Raw genomic sequence first — 19,917 nt, 5'->3', positions numbered from 1 at the left:
TAAACCGCTTTTGGATATAAGCATTATTTACCATTCTGAGGAAGCTATGTTTACTTTGAAATTCGTCCAATTCATAGGAATTGAATTTCTGGTAAGACTAATTTTACCAGTACCATCATCTATAACAGAACCATCTCCAAATGTGATTTTTGACTTATAATCTGTATCTAATGGAATCTTACTATTGATCTGATGAACACCATCAGCACAGAAAATGAAATCTAGGTTTCTTCCTGCTTGACCATATTCATTAGATGTAGTACCTTGTCCTACAACATATCCATTTTCAATTTTCCAGTTATCTAAAATAGGATCGCCGTTCTTATAAATACATTCCATCGAAGCATTCTTGATATAATTCTTCTTATCATTTGTAAAGATAGGAGACTCAATCATAATAATTCTCATATCAGGACAAGCTTCTGCTAGATGTTCTGGTGTAAGAGCTTGGTTCTCATCATAGATTTGATTTCTCTTATAACGATCGATCATCTCTGTAGCATTTCTTGCATCACAAATGAAATTAGTAAGAATTGCTTGAGAAGATAAACTTGTATTATAGGCTTTCATTCTATAAATATATACATCACAATCATCAGAGCCAATAGTAATGTATGCTGGGTTCTCCTGAGTAAAAGAATAATCAGAGGTGTAACTCATTGGTCTACCAGGTGTACCATCCTCATAAGCCATTACAATAGGAATATCAGTATCCTTGTTAATATTAAATTCCCATTCGATAATATCTTCTTCACTGTATGGAACATATAAGGATTTTGCAGAAGATTTGATATATGCCTCATGAACATTCATCTGTAGCCCAATACCATTAGATTCACACGATAAGAAAGTGGCATCGGCTTTTGCTACATTTGTAGTCTTGAATACAAATTTAAATTCCTTGCCATTTCTTCTTGCATCATCAGCAAAAAGATTATAAGAAATAACTGCTTTTGTACCAGCTTTGATTCCAAAATATTGATCACCATTTTCATCTAATTGATAACCACCATTAGACCAGTCAAAGTTCTCAGAAACAGTCATTTTTACGTCTGAATTTGTTTCATCAATCCATAATTTATTGGCATCATTATTAGACCTTCCGATTGGATTAAAATCAAATTGTAATCCTGTCGTAATAGGTTCTACATTAATATCCAATTTAGAGATAGTAACATTAATTGTTTTTACAGTATCTCTACATGTAATAGTTAATACATGAGAACCAACTTCTGTTGGTTTATACTGCCAGATCTGTGTATGAGAATCTAAAGTAAGAGTAGATACTACTTTGCCGTCAACTCCCAATGTTACAACTGGACTTTCAGTTGTTGAATCATAAACAGTATATTCAATATTTACTGTATCATATTGCTGAACTGAGAGTGTTTGCTGAATACATCCAATAACAGGTTTATTGTTAGTTGGATCATACCAAATAACATCTTTTTTAATATGATTCGATTCAATGGTTTCTCCGTTAATCTCAGCAGTAGTATATACTTCTACAAGATGTGAACCATGTTCTTGAGATGAGATATTGTAAGCCATTGGAATACCAGAAGAAGTAGTATTTACTGTATAAATTTCTCTGCCATCTAATGAGAAATGTACTGTCTTCTGAATAGCTCCGTAAGGAGTATAATCAAATGCAACCGTTCCAATATTATAAGTTAGTTTATCATTAAAAGATGATTCAATGCGAATATCAACCATCTGCACAGTCCATGATTTCGTTACAAGAGTACCAGCATCATCGACAATACTAAGTAATAATTTCTGTGTACCTAATGATATATATTGAGTTGCATCGAATGTATTTTCTCCACTAATAGCAGTGCCAGTTGCGATAGTTCTACTAGCAATTTTCCAAGTATAAGAACCTTCGGTTACTTGATCACCAGAAGAATCGATACCTGAGAAATTATATTTGATAACTGCTTTTCCCTCAGTTGTCATAACAACAGGAGATTTAGTAACATATTCAATCTTTAGAGTTGAAGTTGTTCCGCCACCTGAACCACCTACAATTTTAAATTGAGATTTAGCAGTACGAACTTCTTTATCATTTTCACCCTCATGCTCAATTTCCCAAAGAGTATATGTGCTGTCTTCATAAGTAGCATCATAGGTTTTATTCGTATCATTCTTATTTAATCCAGATAATTTATCTTCAAACTCAGCAACCTTATCAGATAGAGTGGTTATATTCTTTTTATTTGTATTTACTGTCTGTTCCATTGTATTTACAGACGAGGTAAGATTAGCAACATCAGCAGCCAATGCTTTCTCTTTCAAAAGGTTGTCAACATCTGTCTTTTTGTAATAATCAGTTCGTAAAGATTCTGGAATATTACCAATTTTCTTATTGAGAACTGAAACGGCAGAATCATTAGATTCTTTATAAGAGTTAAGAGCTTCTGAAATTGGATTTACTGCATTAGAAATCTTATTATCAACTGTTTGATTATAAGCCGTAGTCCATTTAACAGTAGGATTTGTATTAAGAACAATATCATTGATTTTTTCTTCCCCATTATAGAATGAGAGAGTAGATGTGGCTTCTGTATATTCTACCTTGAATTTAGCAAGTCCATCAATATTATTAATCTTATTATATACATCCTGTAACTGATTTGTTACATCAATATTAGAAATTAAATTGTCAACTTCTGTTTTATTATAGTACGTAGCAAGCTTTTCTGTAACAGTAGCCATTACATTACTATTAACAGTATTTGTCACATCACCAATATTTACTTCTATTGTTTTTGCTGCTTCCTCCGCTCTGGTTGCAGATGCGGAAGCTTGATTAGCATAAGACGCGGCTTCATTAATCTTGCTATTCATGGTATTAACAAATCCTGTATACCAATCTGCAGCAGGTTTAATAACTCCTTTACCAGATAAAGAACCAAGAATATTTAACTTGCCATTTGGTTTAGAAATCCAGCAATAATTATCACCCATTTCATTTGTACCTGTGGCACGAATTTCAAATGTGACTTCACCTGATAAATATGTAACACCACGATCGATCAACCAAGCAAAACGAATCTTATCCTTGCTATATTCACAATTCACCACATTATCAAAATCTTCTTCATTATTTTGATTAATATAATGGATTTGAATCAGCATATCTTTTAAGTCAATTCCATCATAAAAACGATTCATCTCAAAAGGAATGAATTGTGAATTTTCCTCTTGAGAGATATTAATCTGAGAACTGTCTACAGAGATATTTTTCCCTTCGTCAATGTAGGACAACTTCTCATCAGTGTAGTTATTGTACCACACATAATTATTGTTACGAACAAACGAAACAACTTCTTGTTCCATAACAACAGGTTGGACATCATCTGTACTAAAAGTGCTCAGATTAGTCGGAGCAGTAGCGACAGATGACTTCATCTGAGTCTTTTTAATTGACTCGCCAAAAGATAAAGCCATTGATTCTCCTTTCAATTTATTGTTATACAATATTATTCTTCGTCTTTTACATCGTATGTATTAATAACAACCATACCATCTTTAGTGTCGTTTGCTATCGCATCACCGAGATCGCTAATTTTAACACCAGTTCCTTTTCTCACACCACTAGATGTACCATACAAAGTACCAGCCTCTGCATCAAGTTTAATGTCATCCAATTTATCCTCTGCTAGAGTATTCTGTAAGTCAGCCATTGCTTTGTTTGTTTGTTGCATTACAATCAATCTTTGATCAAGACCACTTAATAAATTGTCAGGTAAAGTCATCCAATCAGAAATTGGAATAACAGTCATAATGAATGAATCAGTCTGTCTAACAGGAGTAGTTACTTTTCCTTCTTCATTCATTTCAACCTGAATAAAATGAACTCTGAACTGAACTTGTCCAACTTCATTTGTTAGATTTGTATCAATTTTCATTTTGTATAACAGATAATCATTTTCATAATTTTCATCAGCAATTTCCAGTACAACCTGTCCTATCTTGTGATTGATAGGAGTTAAATACTCCAAATAAGCTGTGCATTCTGCCATACTTAATCCGTTGTATTCTTTATCTACAACAATTTCTAAAGTGTCAACCAGTTTGGAATTTTGCATAATTCTCTGATTTTCAGTGACAATAGTAGTATTATCACTTCTAATTAAAACTCGAAACATTTTATCACCCCTTTCTATTGTTCTCTATATATTTTAATTAATTTTATTGTTAAATCTTTTTTAGGAATTTTTACAGAAATGAATGAGATTGTTCCGTCAGTGCTATTATCATCAATTGCAACAGTTGCTTTTGACGCAGGAATAATACTTGGATTGTCAAACCATGTCATAACCCTGTCGGTGTTCTTGACTTTTTCATTTGTATAAGTCCACTGATATTTAAAACCGTCAGTACGTTCTATAGGCTTCCAATCGACAGATGGAATAGAAATATCTTCTCCAACCGTAATACCTGTAAGTTCGTCTGTTTTTTTAGAAGAATAAGCAGTATTGGCTTTTTCTTCTTCATTAGGAGCATCATTAAGACCTACTTGATATTGTCCGATCTTTGTAAGATAAGTCTTAACATCATCCTTAAAAAATTGCTGTGTGGCTTTAACACCATCTTGTAATTGATTGATATCCACAGCACCAAATATATATGTTAAAATTGATGGATATTTACTTTTTAATGTATCCATCGTATTAACATCCATGTTATCCCATGCCGTCTGATATTGAGCCAAAATAGGACGTATAGTAACTGGAACATCTTGTTTATTAGCCCAGTCATCTACTTTTCCCGGAAATTGACTACGAGGATATTCATCATATTGTTGAGTTTTTTCATTATAACTCATTAAATTATTCCTCCTAACGTGTATTATTGTATTTCCGTTTCCAAACAAATGAAAAATCCTCTAGGAATTTATATAGGACTAAACTCATAGTTCCATTACCGACAGACCAACTAAATGATTTTACGATATATTGATTTGCAGGATCATCTTTTCCTAGATTATGAGGTTTATATTCTATTTTCATATTTACATCTAACCACGGAATTACGAGAGTAGTAAGATTTACTGTGTCCATCATAGCGGTAGTAGTATAAGTAAGATATTCAGCCTGATTAAAACAAGCTGCATCATCTGAAAGATTAGAATAATCTACAGATTTTTTTACTTCATATCCTAAATTGGGAATACTAAATGGACATTCTTTTGATGTTTCTTTATATAATCCATGACATTGATATTGACCTAATAAAAATAAACCAGCCTCTAATGTTTCAGCGTCAATAACATTAAGTCTTCTATATCTAAAAACATAAATTGTATCTGCTTTTAAAGTGTCTGCCGTTAGTTCTTTTTGATCTCCATCATAAATAGGGATAGGATCTCCAAGAGGTGTAATTCCACTATCCATTTTTTTATTTATAACAAATTTAGGAGATGCTAGATTGTTAGAACAAATTTTGATACCTATTTGAGTGAGATTATCAAGGTCACTCCATTTTTCAAGATTTTCCAGCGTTATATTATAGACATTATCTGCATAAGTAGAAGTTTCTGCATATCTATCACTATTACTTAATTCAAGAACTTTTCCCCAAACTTCTGTAACATTATATACATTTGTGAAATCTACATCCACAGTCTCACTTTCAGAAACAATGCTCTGCATGATAGTATTATCTAATACAACGGGATCATCTAAACATGTAGGTATTTTTCTCCAAATAAATGTTCCATCTATATCAAAAAAGAACTCCCATGAATCGTATAAATCTCGAATCTTTTCCCACACTTGAGAATATGTAACACCTGTGTCAAATTCCAAATCATAAGGAATTTCTTTATTCATTTCTTCAACTACGTAATTTTCAATATTAGCAGCTTTCAATGTAGCAATAATTGACTTTCTCATATCTTCACCAGCAGGAATTAAAAGACCATGAGCAGTAATGTTTTGTGTATCGTCACCCATATGAGATGAACCATATCCACTCAGTTCTCCACCTAATGTACCATCATACAAAGCCATTAAATCAGGACAGGTTAAAGATAAGGTTTTATCAGATGCGCTATAAGAATAATTGACAGAAGAGTAGACAAAATTACCTAATTTATACCAAATGATTTTCTTTTCGCGTAAAGAATAGATACCATAACTTACACGAAGTCTTTTATCTAGCCATATTTTTTTATCTTTACCTATTTGGAATGTGCTATCTGTCACAACAAGAGTAACTTTATAACTGCGCCTTTGCATACTTTCAGAATCAACAGAATATGTATCATCTATTACATTACCTGTTATTATATCTAATACTTTAAAATTACTACTAAGTAACTCTACTTTAATGTAAATATTTTGTTCACCCTGTTTTAACAAATTAAGATCGGCTTGTGTTACTATATAAGACATAAAATCACCTACCGATCTACTTCTGAATCAATGAAACCGTTATCTGCGAGATCTCCAACATAATAAGCATCTCCACATTCTGTTACACTGAACTTAGTTGTAATGTTATTATAATTATCTGTGGATTCAGAGATAGAAGAGGTGATACCAATCATATAAATATTACCGTTAGGATCTTTTAATATTTTTGGCATACCATTTGATAAAAATTCATTTAATTGATTTCTAAAATCCCAACTATTTTCCCAATCCCATTCACAATCTTTAAGTTCAACAAAAATACATTCAATATCTCCAGAATAATACTTGAGGTTTCCATTTCGTATAATTACTGGTCGTTGCCTTCCCCATGTTTCAACTACGTTTACTTGTTGATTTAATGTTCTATCAAATTTCATATCCATAACAAGAGGATATGAAGCTCCACGTTCTACCATAAAGAAATTATTAAAATCTGATTTTACTTCATTTGTGATATATTTGTTTTCGCCGCCAGAAATAACAGGAACATACGCATATTCAATCTCACCAGTTGGTTCTAAATAATCAATGAAATGAATTTCAAAATCCTTATTGGTTTTTATATCTTTTTCATAAATGGTTTGGAATTTAGAATCTTTGGATGTTCTCTTTTTGATTCTTACAGATTCGACAATACTTTCAGTAAAACTTACATTTCCACCATATAAATCGCCTTTGTAAACTGAATGAAGTCTCGTATCAAATGTCCATTGAGAAGGAATTTTACCTGTAAAATCTGATACATTTATTACAGCTACAGTCACATATGTCTCATCATGAATAGCATTTGATAATGTTAATGTTCCAATATCATCTGTAGCTGGGAGAGAATTGAGTAGGGTAGATGGTTCGCCAGTGCAAGTTCTTCCTAAAATCATTCAATTACCTCCTTTTTATCTACTAAAACAACTTTAATATTATATAAATTTGATTCTCTTGTAACCAATAACGAAAACTGTTGATTGTCTGTTGGGACTTTTACATAATTACTATAAATTGTATAAATCCGCCCACCTGTCTCTACTTGTAATTCAAAATATGATTTATAACCATCAGAATTAGAATATGAGCCTTCTCTATAAATTACATCTGCTGATGTTTTTTCTCCTGTAAAATGGACAATAGAGGTATTTAGATTAGGTTTTTCAAAAAGATATATATCACTATGATCTCCAGCTACTTCAAAACCAATATCATATGTGATAGAATTATTTCTTAAATCAATTTTATCTCCATCAATATACTCCACATCTTTTTCTGATGTAGCATTCGTAGAAATAATATTTGATTTAACTTCAATTGCTCCAATATCAGCCATGTTATTCACTTCCAAAGGAGAGAATACTTGTGCCTGAATATATTGTACAGAAAATAAAATAAATCCTGTATCTATTTCCATTCCGTGAACAGTTTTCCCTGTCGCACGAACATAATATTCCTTACCATTCTCCAATTTTGATATTACATATTTCATAGAATTTACATCACTAGCAATTTCTCCAGAATCTTGTAATAATTGCATACTGTAATTGTACAATTTTATATTGTATGTGTTCAAATCTTCGTTTTCTGACTGTGCATATGAAACATTGATTTCATATGTAGATGCTCTTACAATATCTGAATCATTAAGTGATAATTTAAAATCTGGTTCACTGAAACAATAAAAAGGAGTGCCAATAGCCTGAGTTTCTGATTCTACACCATCACTATCAATTACTGTAATATATGCAATATAATATTCTCCATTAACTAACTTGCTAGTAGGAGATAAATCTGGTTTATTTGTGTCAATCATATTAAATTCTTGCTTCATTTGGTTAGTATCAGTCATATCATAAACTGTCTCACCAGTTTCATTTTTCTTAATAATACAATGGACTTGACGAATCTGATTGCCTTTCCATGTAAAATTAATAATTGTCCCTTTTGATGCGTCAAAAGGCTCAATGGGATGTATTACGGCATACAATTTAACACCTCCTTTTTATAAAATTTTGTGTGTAAAATTCAGATTATCGGAACAAAGCATCAGAACTCTCTAAATCATATGATTCTGTGAAATCGTCATTAGATTCTGTGAAATCGTCATTAGATTCTGTGAAATCGTCATATGATAAACGTCTTGAGGGTTACATCTCCGGCAACTTTGGATTTGATACATATCTTACACAAGGAAGATATAATGTCTCAAGTAATGCAGGAACAAGTAAAGGAAATCCTTATAACGGTTACTGTTACGGGGTTTTATTTGTAACCGTTAGTGATGGTTATACTTACAATGGCACAAATAATTGGATTTGGCACATTTTTATTAACACAAGCGGAAATTTTTGGGAAAGACATAGGATTAATGCAGGTTCGTGGACTTCGTGGGTGCAGTTCAAATAATTAAGCAGATTTAAAAACTTTCCATGCTGTCCATGAATCTTTACTTCCACCAAGGGCTTTGCAAACCCCACTCCTTAGATTAAAACGCTCGGAAGTATTATAACTGAATACAATCTGTGTTATTGTGTCTCCACCTCCAGATATTACAAGCATTTGTCCCCATGATCCGTCTGGTGGAGCATTCGTACCTTGTGTTGTATTACTTAATCTGTAAAATCCACTGGTTAAAACAGTATTAAAATCAGTGTTTGATGGTAAAGGGCATCGCTTATCGACCTTAGTTTCAATCAAGTTTTCATAATCTGAAATAGTTTATCCGTATTACCAATTTTTAAGCATTATTACATCTAATGAAGAAGATAATAAAGCATCTGCTAAGTCAGAATAAACTTTAGGTTGTAATAAATCACCTACATCCAACCATATTACACATGTAAAATTATATCTGGTTATAAATCCTAGACCGCCGCCACGAGAATTATTTACAATTATATTATTCCATTGAATATCATTTTTAAATATACCCAAATCATAATATGGTGTTCCATTAACTGTATTTTTTACATGGAAAAATACATTAACTAAATATGTACCACGTTTTTTGATTTTCATTTTTCCATCAGAAATTTCTATATTTGTGCCACCTGTAGTTGAGAGGGGGATTGGTGTCCATGTACGAGGGGTTAGTGTAATACCTGTCTCACTCCACCCATATGCAGCATAATCATTCTCATTAACGTAGTTGTATTTGATGTTCTCATAATCTGAAATATGGGAAGTTAAATCAGTCTGTAACTTGGTCAAATCAGTCTGTAATTTTGTCACATTAGCTTTCAAATTACTAATCAAAAATGCGCTCCAACTCAATGCTCCTTTGACACCTTCAAGTACAGTTGCCAATGGATTTTTTGATTTTACTTTTCCAAGAGAGGGAATAATATAATTGAGAGGTTCATCATTTTCAGGGGTTTCTGTATAATTTGGTAATTTAGAAGTATCTACATCTGTATGATTTGTATCTGTAGTAGCAGGATAAATTCCATTATAATCTTCAAAGACTGGCTGTTGTAATCCAGTAATAGCAGCACTTTGATCTGAATTATATGAATCATCCTGAGATGGATTCACAATACGAATGGTTTCTGCGATCAACCCTTGTGTTGGAACCTTTTTCGCATGAAAATAAATCTTGCCAGCAGCAGAAGACACCCAGATATTTGCCTTACTTCCTACCTTTTGACTACTTGATGCAAAGTATACATCCACGATACTTTCATCTAAAACAAGAGTATTATCAAGTGTACATATATATGTTCCATCTTCCTGCGTTTTAAATTCCCCCGGCAGGAGAGTAACATTGCTTAAAATTGCAGAATTTCGTCCACTTGTATACCCAGCGACTTTCTGCCCGTTATGATAAATAGACATAAGAATGAAACCATCCTTTCATTTATAATTTTTTATACTGGAAGAATAAATAATTCTTCCCATTTATTCATAGGCGCACATACATAAACTATATCATTCTCATTATAAGATTGAGAACTTTTAGCTGTATATTTACCACCTTTATATTCAATTTGATATTTGCCATCACTTATTTTCTTCAAAATTCTGGCTCTAAATGTTTTATCAAAAGGAGCCTCTTTTATTAAAGATTGAACTTGAGAGAATATAGTAGTGGTAATACTTTTAATTACTTCTTGGTAGTTCATAAAAAATAAACCTCCAATATAAAATATGACAGCCCTGTTATAAGCAGAGCTGTCACAAAAATTAGAATTTAAACTTAGAACGTTGCTGTGCCATAGTTAATTCAAGATTATTATATAAAGCCTTAGCAAATCCATCTGGATCTTGGACATTATTCATCATAATTTTTTCAATATTAACTTTCACGTTGCTCACAGCATTATTAACCTGTGTTCCAAGAGATGACATTGCAGAAATACCACGTTTGATTCCATCAGCATAAGCAGAAGAATATGCGTTATTAAAATTAGACATTAGAGTTTTGCGTTGTTCATCATTTACAATCTGTTCACCAGCCTTGAGAATATATGGATACTCATTAGGATCTAACTCTTTAAGCCCCATAAGTTTCATCCAAGCTTCATCGTCATTGGCAACACCAGAACCAACAGCACCAGCTTCCAAACCACTGTGAGCGATGCCAGCTTTCTTACGATTAATTTCTGCACCGGGTCCATTGTTTTCGTCCTTATTAGACCAAGCGCTCTTTCCAGGTCCATCAGATTTACTATGATGTTTCTTTTTGGAACTAGAATCGTCATCCTCATCTTCGTCATCATCATCACGTTCAGATTCTTTTAGTGCTTTCTTAACATCTTTTAGAACGCTCAACATCTCAGATACATCTTTTGTAAGTTGTTGCCAACTGGTAGTCTGTTCTCCAATTAATTTGGAATTTTCTTCATACTGACGTAGAGAAGCAAGTAAATCTTGTCCAGATGTTTTCAAATCATCTTTAATACCAGCAAGAACTTGTTCCGCACTGGAACCAGAAGCACCCGTTACATCTTTGCTGTATTGAAGGACATTCATAAGATTAGCATCAGCAGAAATCAGACCTTTATTAAGTTGATTTAAAAGTATTTGAATCTGTGTCTGTGCTTCATTCGCTGTAATAGTACCAGCCTTATACGCTTCAATATAACTATTCAGAAGATTATAGATTCTCTCTGTAGACTGAATCTGATCCTCATACGCTTTCAGTTGAGAAGCATTCTGTTCATACCGATTCTTAAACACAGTATAAATGTCATTATCATTACCAGATAGAACCTTATCTTTCCAACCAGAACCAAGATAATCAGTAGCAAGAGTAGCATTTTGAGCCTTGGTTACATTCTCGGCAATCTCAGACCACTTATCTTTGATTTTGTCTAAGGCTTCGAGCTGTTCGTCAACCTTATCATTGTAATCATCCAGTTGTTTATTGAGAGCATCTAACTCTTCTTGCAGATCATTCTTTGTTTTTGCAAATTCAGCATCTTGGAATTCTTTCTGTGCGTTACGAATATTGTCTGTGTTCGTCTCGTAGACAATCTCGCCGTTACGGGTTCATTCTGTTACTTTCGGTCATCGACCTACTGACCATATATTAATATGGCGATACGTCATTTCTGGCGTATTCTCACATTTCTTTTATTTGGGATTATTTTGTGAGATCGGACTGGATCTTCACCCTCTTGTCTTCTTAGAAGAGTAGGGGAATAGCGAAGGTTATATGATTACTCATGCAACCGTTACAGTCTCTAAGGATTTTGAATTTAGACATAAGAAAAGACACCTTAGTTGGTGTCTTCTTGAGAATCGAGCATATGAATTATTCCATCTATGTCAGGAGTCATAAAATGTTTATTGCCATTTTCGCATTGTTTCAAATAATCTTGACAAGCTTGTACAATAATAGGTTCATTATCATCAATTTTATTTTTTATCATTAAATCAAATGGTTCACTTATCAAATATGTTTGAACGTATTTATCTATGATTGGAAATATTTTAATATAATGAATTCCATGTGAATGATGTAACTTTGTTTTTGAATTAGGTGGTAATGGCAAGTATTGATTTTTAGGAGTAGTCGGTGATATATTAGAACGCATTGGTACAACAAATTTCCTATATTGTTCTTTATATTTTAAGCTAATAAGTAAAACACTTGGACGACCATCTTCATTAAATAATAATTCTTTATGTACGCTATGTTTTTTACATTCATTAAAGAAACTGTCTGATATTTTTACTAATCTCATCTTTTGCTCCTAAAAAGAAAGAGCCAATCAAGGCTCCTTCTAACATACAGTTGGATAATATTCTACTTTTACATCCCGTTATCCGCGGAGATAAACATACAGTTGAATGATATTCTACATTTTAGTCCCGTCATTCACGGAGACAAACATACAGTTGGATAATATTCTAACCGTTATCCACGGCTTACCAGAACTATCAACTAATTCTTACCTTTATTATACACAATAATTTGGATTTGTAAACCACAAAACGTATATTCGATTCCATTTTTGAGAGAATATATATATTTATGCTTTTTCTTATCTAAATTCAATCTTTCCACGGTCTTGTCCGTCCCATCGGATATTAACCGTTATAGCTATTTTTATTGCAATCACATTACTGTGAAAGAAGGCAATCATTTCACCTTTTCCGTTTTCTGCGTATTAGCAATCTGTAAATTATAGAGTTTCTGTTCTAAATCCTGTTGTAATTGCAGTTTCGTGTTCTGCTTATCCAACAGATCAATCTTATCTTGAATAGCGTCTTTCTGTTTCTCAATGTTCTTCTGGAACTCTTTTTGCTGGTCTTGGATGGCTTTTGTCTCATCGTCAATCGCACCTGTAACAGCACTAATGACAGTCGAATAATCATCCTGTAAAGAAGATAGAGCATCCTTGACTGTATTCAAATCAGAAGAATAATTGCTAATCTTAGTTAATGGGAGTTGGAGTAATTCTTCATTCCATTTTTTCAGATTTTGAATCATACTGGACATTTCGCCATTGACGTTCTGAAGCTGACTGTATAACTCGTTCCAGTTATCAGAACCAACATCGTAAGTATCCATAACATCTTTAATAATTCCAGCCTGTTCTTTATACTCACTGATGATGGTAGAACCATTCTTGATAAGTTCTTGGTAATAATCTGCTGTAAGAGCAGTACCAGATGCTTCTAATTCAGCACCCCAGTTCTGAATAGCAGTAGAAATATCCTTATACATATTAATGACGGTTGTCATATTTGTAATAGGCATTTCTTTTAATTCTTTATTGAGATTTGCTTGCTCTAGTTTAAGATCTTTAAGACTTACTCTTGCTGACTCGATCTCATTTTCCAATTCGAGATATTTTTCTGTATCTTCTTTTGGATCGAGTTCTTTAAGTTTAGCAATCTTACCATTAATCTGATTCCTCATATTATTCTGTTGAAGCTTATTATTTGAAATCAGACTTTCATACGAATCGGCACTAACAATATGACCAGAAGCTTTTGCTAAATCAATACCCTTTTGAGTAAGAGTAGCTTGTGTCTGTAGAAGAGTATTTTCTTTTTCGAGCTTACCTATATAGTTGTTGTGCTTTTCTTCAAGGATTTTATAATGTTCTTCTTGAGCATCGAATAAACTACTTTCAGAGGATTTAACTTTGTCGTAGTATTCAATACCTTTTTGGAGATTATCATATAAAGATGAACCTTGTTTAGCATTACTATCCTTAGAAGTTTCCTGTGCAAAATTCTCTAAGGTTAAAGCACCACTTTCAATTTTATCACGATACTCTTGTGGTATTTTAGCTATGTATCCTTCATACTTGGCTTGATACTGTTCAATAGCACTTCTTAAAGTTTGAATCTTCTCATCATTGATTTTTAACTGAGAAGCATTAGCACTAAGACGAGATTCTTCAAATTTGCCACTTGTGATAGTAGCTTGAAGCTCGTCCATAGATTTACCAGTATTTTTTGAAATCTCACCTAATTGTCGAATACCTTCTGTGTAGTTTTCAACATTGGTAGGATCTGACATCAATTCGCTGATAGACTTAAATTGCACTTCGGTCATTCCAAAATAGGAGAGGTATGCACTAGATGATTTCTTGGATAGGAGAGAAGCTTGATTGTCTAATAGGGTAATTCTACGTTCAATCCAGTCTACTAAATTACCTTCTGCTTCTGTAGCATTCTCCGTAGATTTGGTGAGCTTATCTGTAGCTTTGGAAGCTTTGTCAGCGGTCTTGCCAAGTTCTTTAGCTTTTTCATCAAACCTACTTTCTCCGTACACAGTAACATTTACAAAAGAACCACTTACTGAATTTGGATTAGTATCAGTTTCCCCATAAGCTGTACCAGATGCATATGCAATTCCACGTCCATTAACAAATCCACGTTCAAGAAGTTCTTTCGATTTATTAGCATCAAAAACAATAGAACCTTTTGGAATAGAAGCAAATTCAGCACCATTATCACCATATGTACACCAAGAGCCGGTCTTAGGATCAACAACAATTTCTGGACCAAGTTCACCAATTAAAGCTGTTTCTGTTTTACCGTTTCCCCTTTTGTGCCAGATGCAGCGGCGGGACCATTTTTACTATAACTTTTAGTTCGACCGCTGGTTTTAGTGGTTTTAGACGTAGAAGTTGAACCAGATGGATTTGTTGATACAGGTAAAGGATCACCAATATCAAGATTAGTAGAAAGTCCATTCAATAAATCTTTTAATTCATTAATCTTTTCTATTGCCTGTTCTGTATTGGCTGTTACCTTAAATTCTTGGTCTTTACCTAACTCATCTTTTTTATCTTGAGCTTCTTTTACACTCTCATCTAATTTGACTTTAAGTGTAGTAATCCAATCAATTTCTTCTTCTTTACCTTTAATTTGAGATTTCTTCTCAGCGATTTGTTTTTCTAGTTGTTCTTTTTCTGACGATAAACTCAAATACTTGTCACCATCAGCAGATGATAAAGAATTTTCAACTTTTTTAAGTTTATTTTCTAATTCTTGAAGATCGTTCTGTAAATTTTGGAGTTCTTGTTTTGCCTGATCTGCAATAATATTAACATTAAAAGAACTCAAACCAGAAAGAGTAATCATTTGCTGCTGAAGATCCTGTAATACTTGTGCTGCTCCATCAGCTTCAATATCTACTCCATATGTTTGAGAAAGTTCTTTCCTTAATACTTCATATTGTTTAGATAGTTCTTCATAAGATTTCGCGTCTCCATTAACAATGCCTTTATTTAATAAGGATCTTAACTGAGATGCTTTATTTACTAAATCATATTCATCTTTTAAACTTTGAAATTCATCTCCAGAATATGACTCAGAGAACATATCTGTGCGTTGTTTTGCTAAATCTTTAAACTGTTTGCTGGTCTGACCATACTCGTTATTTAATTTCTGTAAATCCTGATCCACAAGATTATAAAATGTTGCCTGATATTCATGAACTTTCTCATCCCAAGAATTACCTTGTTGAACGATACGATTCATTACAGATGACATCTCCCCGGTCTGTTTGTAATTAACAGAATCTTCGTGAGAAATACCATCATCAACTTTCATGACAATTCTCTTATTATCTGAGTCAGTTTCCAAAATATTCTTTGTACCAGTTAAGGTTTCGTCAATGTACTTTGACAACTCATCAGGAGATAATACAGAGCCATCTGGAAGAATCGGAGTATAATGAACATATACATATTTCCCTGTGTCTTCATTACCTTGCCAAACAAAATCAGACATTGTGTATGTAGTAGCAACATCATCATCATTGAAATCAGTCCAACCTTTATCACGCATGGTTTTTCCTGAAACCTTCTGACGATTTGTTAAATTAACATTACCATACTCACTTAATTGTTCAAGGGCTTTTTTAGCATTATTGATATCATCCTGATTTACTTCTATGGTTAAACCATTCTGCTCAAAGTCATTTCTTAGTTCATCATATTTGGTCTGTGCTTCAAAAAGAGCATCATCTAAACTGTTTAAACCATCTAAATTCCAATTGAATTTTGAACCATATGTTTCTGCTTCTCCGAAGATTGCACGAACTGCTTCTTTTGTAAGATTTAATTTCTCTACAAAATCATCAATCCTTGTGCCTTTGACAATATCAGCACCATCTTCAGTTTTTGTCATTAAACCTTTCTGAATAGCATCAGCAATGAAATTATTAACGCCAGAACCATTATCAGCAAAATATCTCTGTAACGTTTTGAGATATTTTGAAATGGCTTCTTTGTCTTCTGAATCTATGGAATCAGGAACTAAAAACCCTAATGCAGATTTATATGCCTCTGTACCAACTTTACCATTTTTTAATGACTCCATGATGAGTTCAATGGCATTGCCAGCATCAGTAAACATTGTTCCCTGTGTCGGTGCATTCTGAGCATCTAACCAAGCCTGATATGTACCTGTGGCTTCTCTAATCTGAGAAGTCATCAACTGATAATTCTTAGCATTTAAAACAATTTGTTCATTATCTTGTTTTAATGCCTGAACCATTTCAGAAGTGATTTCTTTTCCATTAAGAACAACTTTATTTTTTCCATCGAGAGCAACAGTGTATTCATCAATCTTGGAAGCGTTAATAGAATACTGATAACGTTCTTGTGCTTCCGTGGCTTCAATAGTTGCAATCTGTTCTTCAGCTTTAAACTGAGCTAACTCTTTAGCCTTTTCTGAATTAAGTTGCATCACTCCATTTGTATATTCTAAACAACTGGCATAAGCAGATAAATCATCTGTTAAATTAATAGATTGACCTGTTTGTTGAGCTAGGAGAGCAGCATCTAAAGATTTATAAGAAGAAACAACATCATCGACAGTCTCTTTTAATGTCTTCATTTGCTCAGTGCTGTTAGTAAATGAATTTGCGACAGCAGAAGAACCGTTAGCTGCATTTTGTTGGGCTTCAGCGGCTTCGTTGACAGTGGAAGCAAAAGATTTATAAGAAGTGATTCCTTCTGTAACCTCTTTTAGTATTTGTTCTTGCGCTGGAGTTAATTCTGCACCAGATTCTTTTAATGCTTCTAGTCCGTTTTTGGTTTCAATAAGAACATTACACATTTCTAAAGCACGTTCCCTTGCTTTAGTCATATTATTCTCAAGACCACTATGATTTTTATTTAAGCGTTCTAATCTTTCTGATAATTTTTTGTATTCAGAAGATTGTGTGTTAGTGATTTTTGATAATCTTTGAGTTGTATCTGCAATATCTTCTTCATTTTCTTTTTTAGATTGTTCCCAATTTTTATACTCTTCGAAAGCACGATTCATTTCCTCTGTCGCACTTATATTATCAAAAAGCCCATCACTATCTTTTTTATATTGACTTTTTACTCCAATTCCGTATGAGTATGCAGATTGTTGACCAGTTTTTAAAGCATTAATTCTGTTTTCTTCTTTTTTTAAATCGAGTGTCTGTTGTAAGATATCTCTCTGTTCAGAAAGTTTATTTATCTGTTCATTGTTTACTAAATCAATTCCTGGAGTATTTTTTAACTCAGCTAATTGTTTATTACAATCTGATAGTTGACTTTCTAAGTCTTGTACTTCTGATGTTGATTTCTCATAAGCAGCATTAGCTTCCGACATTGCTTCAGTTGCATATTTAGTACGATTGATATATTGGTCAATTCCAGATACAACTTTGGATGCAACCCATGTTACACCAGCAGTAACAAGAGCATTACCAACCATCTTTAAAGCATTAATAGCAAATTTACTTGCTTTTGCACCAATTGTTAGCTCTTTTAACTTTTCATCATGCTCTTTTGCAGCTAATGCAGCTTCAAGTTGTGCTTTCTGTAAATCGTCTAAAGATAGTTTTTCTAAATCACATTCTTGAATAAGTTTTTCTTGCCATTTTAATTCTGGATGATCATCTAAAGTAGAAAAGTAATCTTGCCATGATTTTTCATTGGCATCAACTAGCTTCTTTTGATTCTGTATTTCAATTAAATCATTTTGAGCATCAGACCTTCCATAATTTTCGTATTTAGAAGAATACTGAAAGTATGGTTCAATATCTTTTTGCCGAACAATAAATTTATTGCATAAATCAAATTCATCTTCTATAGGAGTAGATAAGTTATTTATTAAATTCTTGAAAAATCCTTTATTATTAGTTGTATCAAAACCTGTCCCATCAGCTAATCCAGCTATAGAAGAACCTAAAGAATCATTAAAAGCCTTTCCACAAGCCTCTCCAATTTCTTTAAATGATTTTTTGTATATTCCAATCTTAGATAAGAAACCATCGTTATTATTAAAAGACCTAAAAATCATATTGTGGTTACAAGTGTTTGAATCTTGTTTTAAGGTGATGTAAATGTTATACTTAATCTAAGTGGAGGTAAAAATATGTTAAAGTATTGTAAAAAGTGTGGTACTATTTCTAAACGCTATGAATATGAAAAAGATGAACCTTGTCGATTTTGTAAAAACAAAATGTATGATGTACCAGATGAGTATTATCCCAAATTAAATGGAGAAATTATACGTACTGTCATTGACAACAAAGAAAAATTTTTAGAAGAGTGTGTTAAATCTTCTCCAGAATTTGATCCTAAATTGTTTGAAGAAGCTCCTTTATTTTTTAAGAAAAAATCACAAGAAATGGACAGAGCTATAAAAATAGGTTCAGCTATCCGCGCAGGAGCAGATCCTAAATTAGCATTTAAAAATGGTGGACAAAATTTACCGAAGTGTCCTGCGTGTGGTAGTTTAAATGTAAAGAAAATTGGTAGTGTAGAACGTGTTGCGTCAGTTGGCTTCTTTGGGTTGTTTAGTAAGAAGATTAATAAAAGTTTTGAGTGTAAGAATTGTGGTATGATGTTTTAGGATATTTCTGACAATAAACATATGTTCAGACTTCTCCTTTGTAAACTATTATGATAGAATTGATTTATCAAAATATATTACAAAGGAGAAGTGATTGATATGTATATTGGACCATCCCCAGAAATTCAAAAAATTCTTAGACAGAACGCCAAAGATAGACAAATTGAAGTAGACGCTTCAAAAATGGAACTTGATAGTAGCGCTCCGCAAGTCGCTTATTATTTGTATGAAGAAATTAAAGATTATCAAGCTAAACTTCCTAATACTGAAGATGTAGCTATGTCTCTTGTTCAATTTAACCAGAACATTACTATATTAGTTAATGATATTGGTAGTATTGGAAGTAATTTAATTTGTTTTCATGGAACAGATACCTCTGGAAAACCACTAGAGTTGGTACAACATGTACATCAATTAAATTTTCTTTTAATGGTTGTTCCAAAAACTGCTCCAGAAATACCTAAACGTAAAATAGGTTTTTTAGGTGGAGATGAAGATGAATTATAAAGGTCTTTTCATCAGGTTAGAATAAACCTTATATAAAAGTGCGCGAGATTTAAGAAGAGATAATTTATTTTCTATTAGAATAAACCTTATATAAAAGTGCGCGAGATTTAAGAAGAGATAATTTATTTTCTATTAAAAGATTTTCAATCTCTTTTTCAAGTCTTTCGCACTTTTCTTTGTCGATTAAAACATA

Annotated in this window: 14 protein-coding genes; 2 read left to right on the top strand and 12 right to left on the bottom strand. The window is 32.8% G+C overall.

Going from position 1 to position 19,917, the window contains the following annotated elements:
* Positions 1-27: 27 nt before the first annotated feature.
* From DWX91_RS13905 to DWX91_RS13845, 12 genes are all read right to left on the bottom strand, one after another.
* Positions 28-3,453, bottom strand: coding sequence for a hypothetical protein (locus DWX91_RS13905; RefSeq protein WP_118539273.1), 3,426 nt, complete (start codon positions 3,451-3,453; stop codon positions 28-30).
* A gap of 32 nt (positions 3,454-3,485) precedes the next feature.
* Positions 3,486-4,154: a hypothetical protein gene (locus DWX91_RS13900; RefSeq protein ID WP_118539271.1), complete on the bottom strand. Its 669-nt coding sequence runs from the start codon at positions 4,152-4,154 to the stop codon at positions 3,486-3,488.
* A 14-nt stretch (positions 4,155-4,168) separates the two neighbouring features.
* The gene (locus DWX91_RS13895; protein WP_118539269.1) at positions 4,169-4,834 is read right to left on the bottom strand and encodes a hypothetical protein; all 666 of its coding nucleotides are present in this window, start codon (positions 4,832-4,834) and stop codon (positions 4,169-4,171) included.
* A gap of 13 nt (positions 4,835-4,847) precedes the next feature.
* Complete coding sequence (locus DWX91_RS13890; RefSeq protein WP_118539267.1) at positions 4,848-6,404, bottom strand: DUF5048 domain-containing protein; 1,557 nt, start codon at positions 6,402-6,404, stop codon at positions 4,848-4,850.
* 8 nt (positions 6,405-6,412) lie between these two features.
* Positions 6,413-7,303, bottom strand: a complete 891-nt coding sequence (locus DWX91_RS13885; protein WP_118539265.1) for a hypothetical protein — start codon at positions 7,301-7,303, stop codon at positions 6,413-6,415.
* Positions 7,300-8,397 (bottom strand): hypothetical protein, encoded by a 1,098-nt coding sequence (locus tag DWX91_RS13880; RefSeq protein WP_118539263.1) that lies wholly within the window; start codon positions 8,395-8,397, stop codon positions 7,300-7,302. Before DWX91_RS13880 ends, DWX91_RS13885 begins: the two co-directional genes overlap by 4 nt.
* A 740-nt stretch (positions 8,398-9,137) precedes the next feature.
* Positions 9,138-10,244, bottom strand: a complete 1,107-nt coding sequence (locus DWX91_RS13875) for a hypothetical protein (protein ID WP_118539261.1) — start codon at positions 10,242-10,244, stop codon at positions 9,138-9,140.
* Positions 10,245-10,276: 32 nt separating this feature from the next.
* Positions 10,277-10,531: a hypothetical protein gene (locus DWX91_RS13870; RefSeq protein ID WP_118539259.1), complete on the bottom strand. Its 255-nt coding sequence runs from the start codon at positions 10,529-10,531 to the stop codon at positions 10,277-10,279.
* Positions 10,532-10,592: 61 nt separating this feature from the next.
* Entirely contained in the window at positions 10,593-11,588 is a 996-nt protein-coding gene (locus DWX91_RS13865) for a hypothetical protein (RefSeq protein ID WP_118539257.1), read from the bottom strand.
* A gap of 542 nt (positions 11,589-12,130) precedes the next feature.
* Positions 12,131-12,598, bottom strand: coding sequence for a hypothetical protein (locus DWX91_RS13860; RefSeq protein WP_118522053.1), 468 nt, complete (start codon positions 12,596-12,598; stop codon positions 12,131-12,133).
* Between the two features lie 398 nt (positions 12,599-12,996).
* Complete coding sequence (locus DWX91_RS13855; protein ID WP_118539255.1) at positions 12,997-14,643, bottom strand: hypothetical protein; 1,647 nt, start codon at positions 14,641-14,643, stop codon at positions 12,997-12,999.
* 245 nt (positions 14,644-14,888) lie between these two features.
* Positions 14,889-18,662, bottom strand: a complete 3,774-nt coding sequence (locus DWX91_RS13845) for a hypothetical protein (RefSeq protein ID WP_118539251.1) — start codon at positions 18,660-18,662, stop codon at positions 14,889-14,891.
* A 75-nt stretch (positions 18,663-18,737) separates the two neighbouring features.
* On the opposite strand from DWX91_RS13845, the gene DWX91_RS13840 reads away from it, so the two are divergent.
* Together DWX91_RS13840 and DWX91_RS13835 are read left to right on the top strand one after the other, a co-directional pair.
* Positions 18,738-19,217 (top strand): hypothetical protein, encoded by a 480-nt coding sequence (locus DWX91_RS13840; protein WP_118539249.1) that lies wholly within the window; start codon positions 18,738-18,740, stop codon positions 19,215-19,217.
* Between the two features lie 99 nt (positions 19,218-19,316).
* A complete protein-coding gene (locus DWX91_RS13835) occupies positions 19,317-19,724 on the top strand; it encodes a DUF6173 family protein (protein WP_118539247.1) in 408 nt (135 codons plus the stop codon).
* Positions 19,725-19,917 lie beyond the last annotated feature (193 nt).

This window comes from Clostridium sp. AF22-10, assembly GCF_003478725.1.
Taxonomy (GTDB): domain Bacteria; phylum Bacillota; class Clostridia; order Lachnospirales; family Lachnospiraceae; genus Otoolea; species Otoolea fessa.
This window is presented reverse-complemented; position numbering and strand designations above follow the sequence as displayed.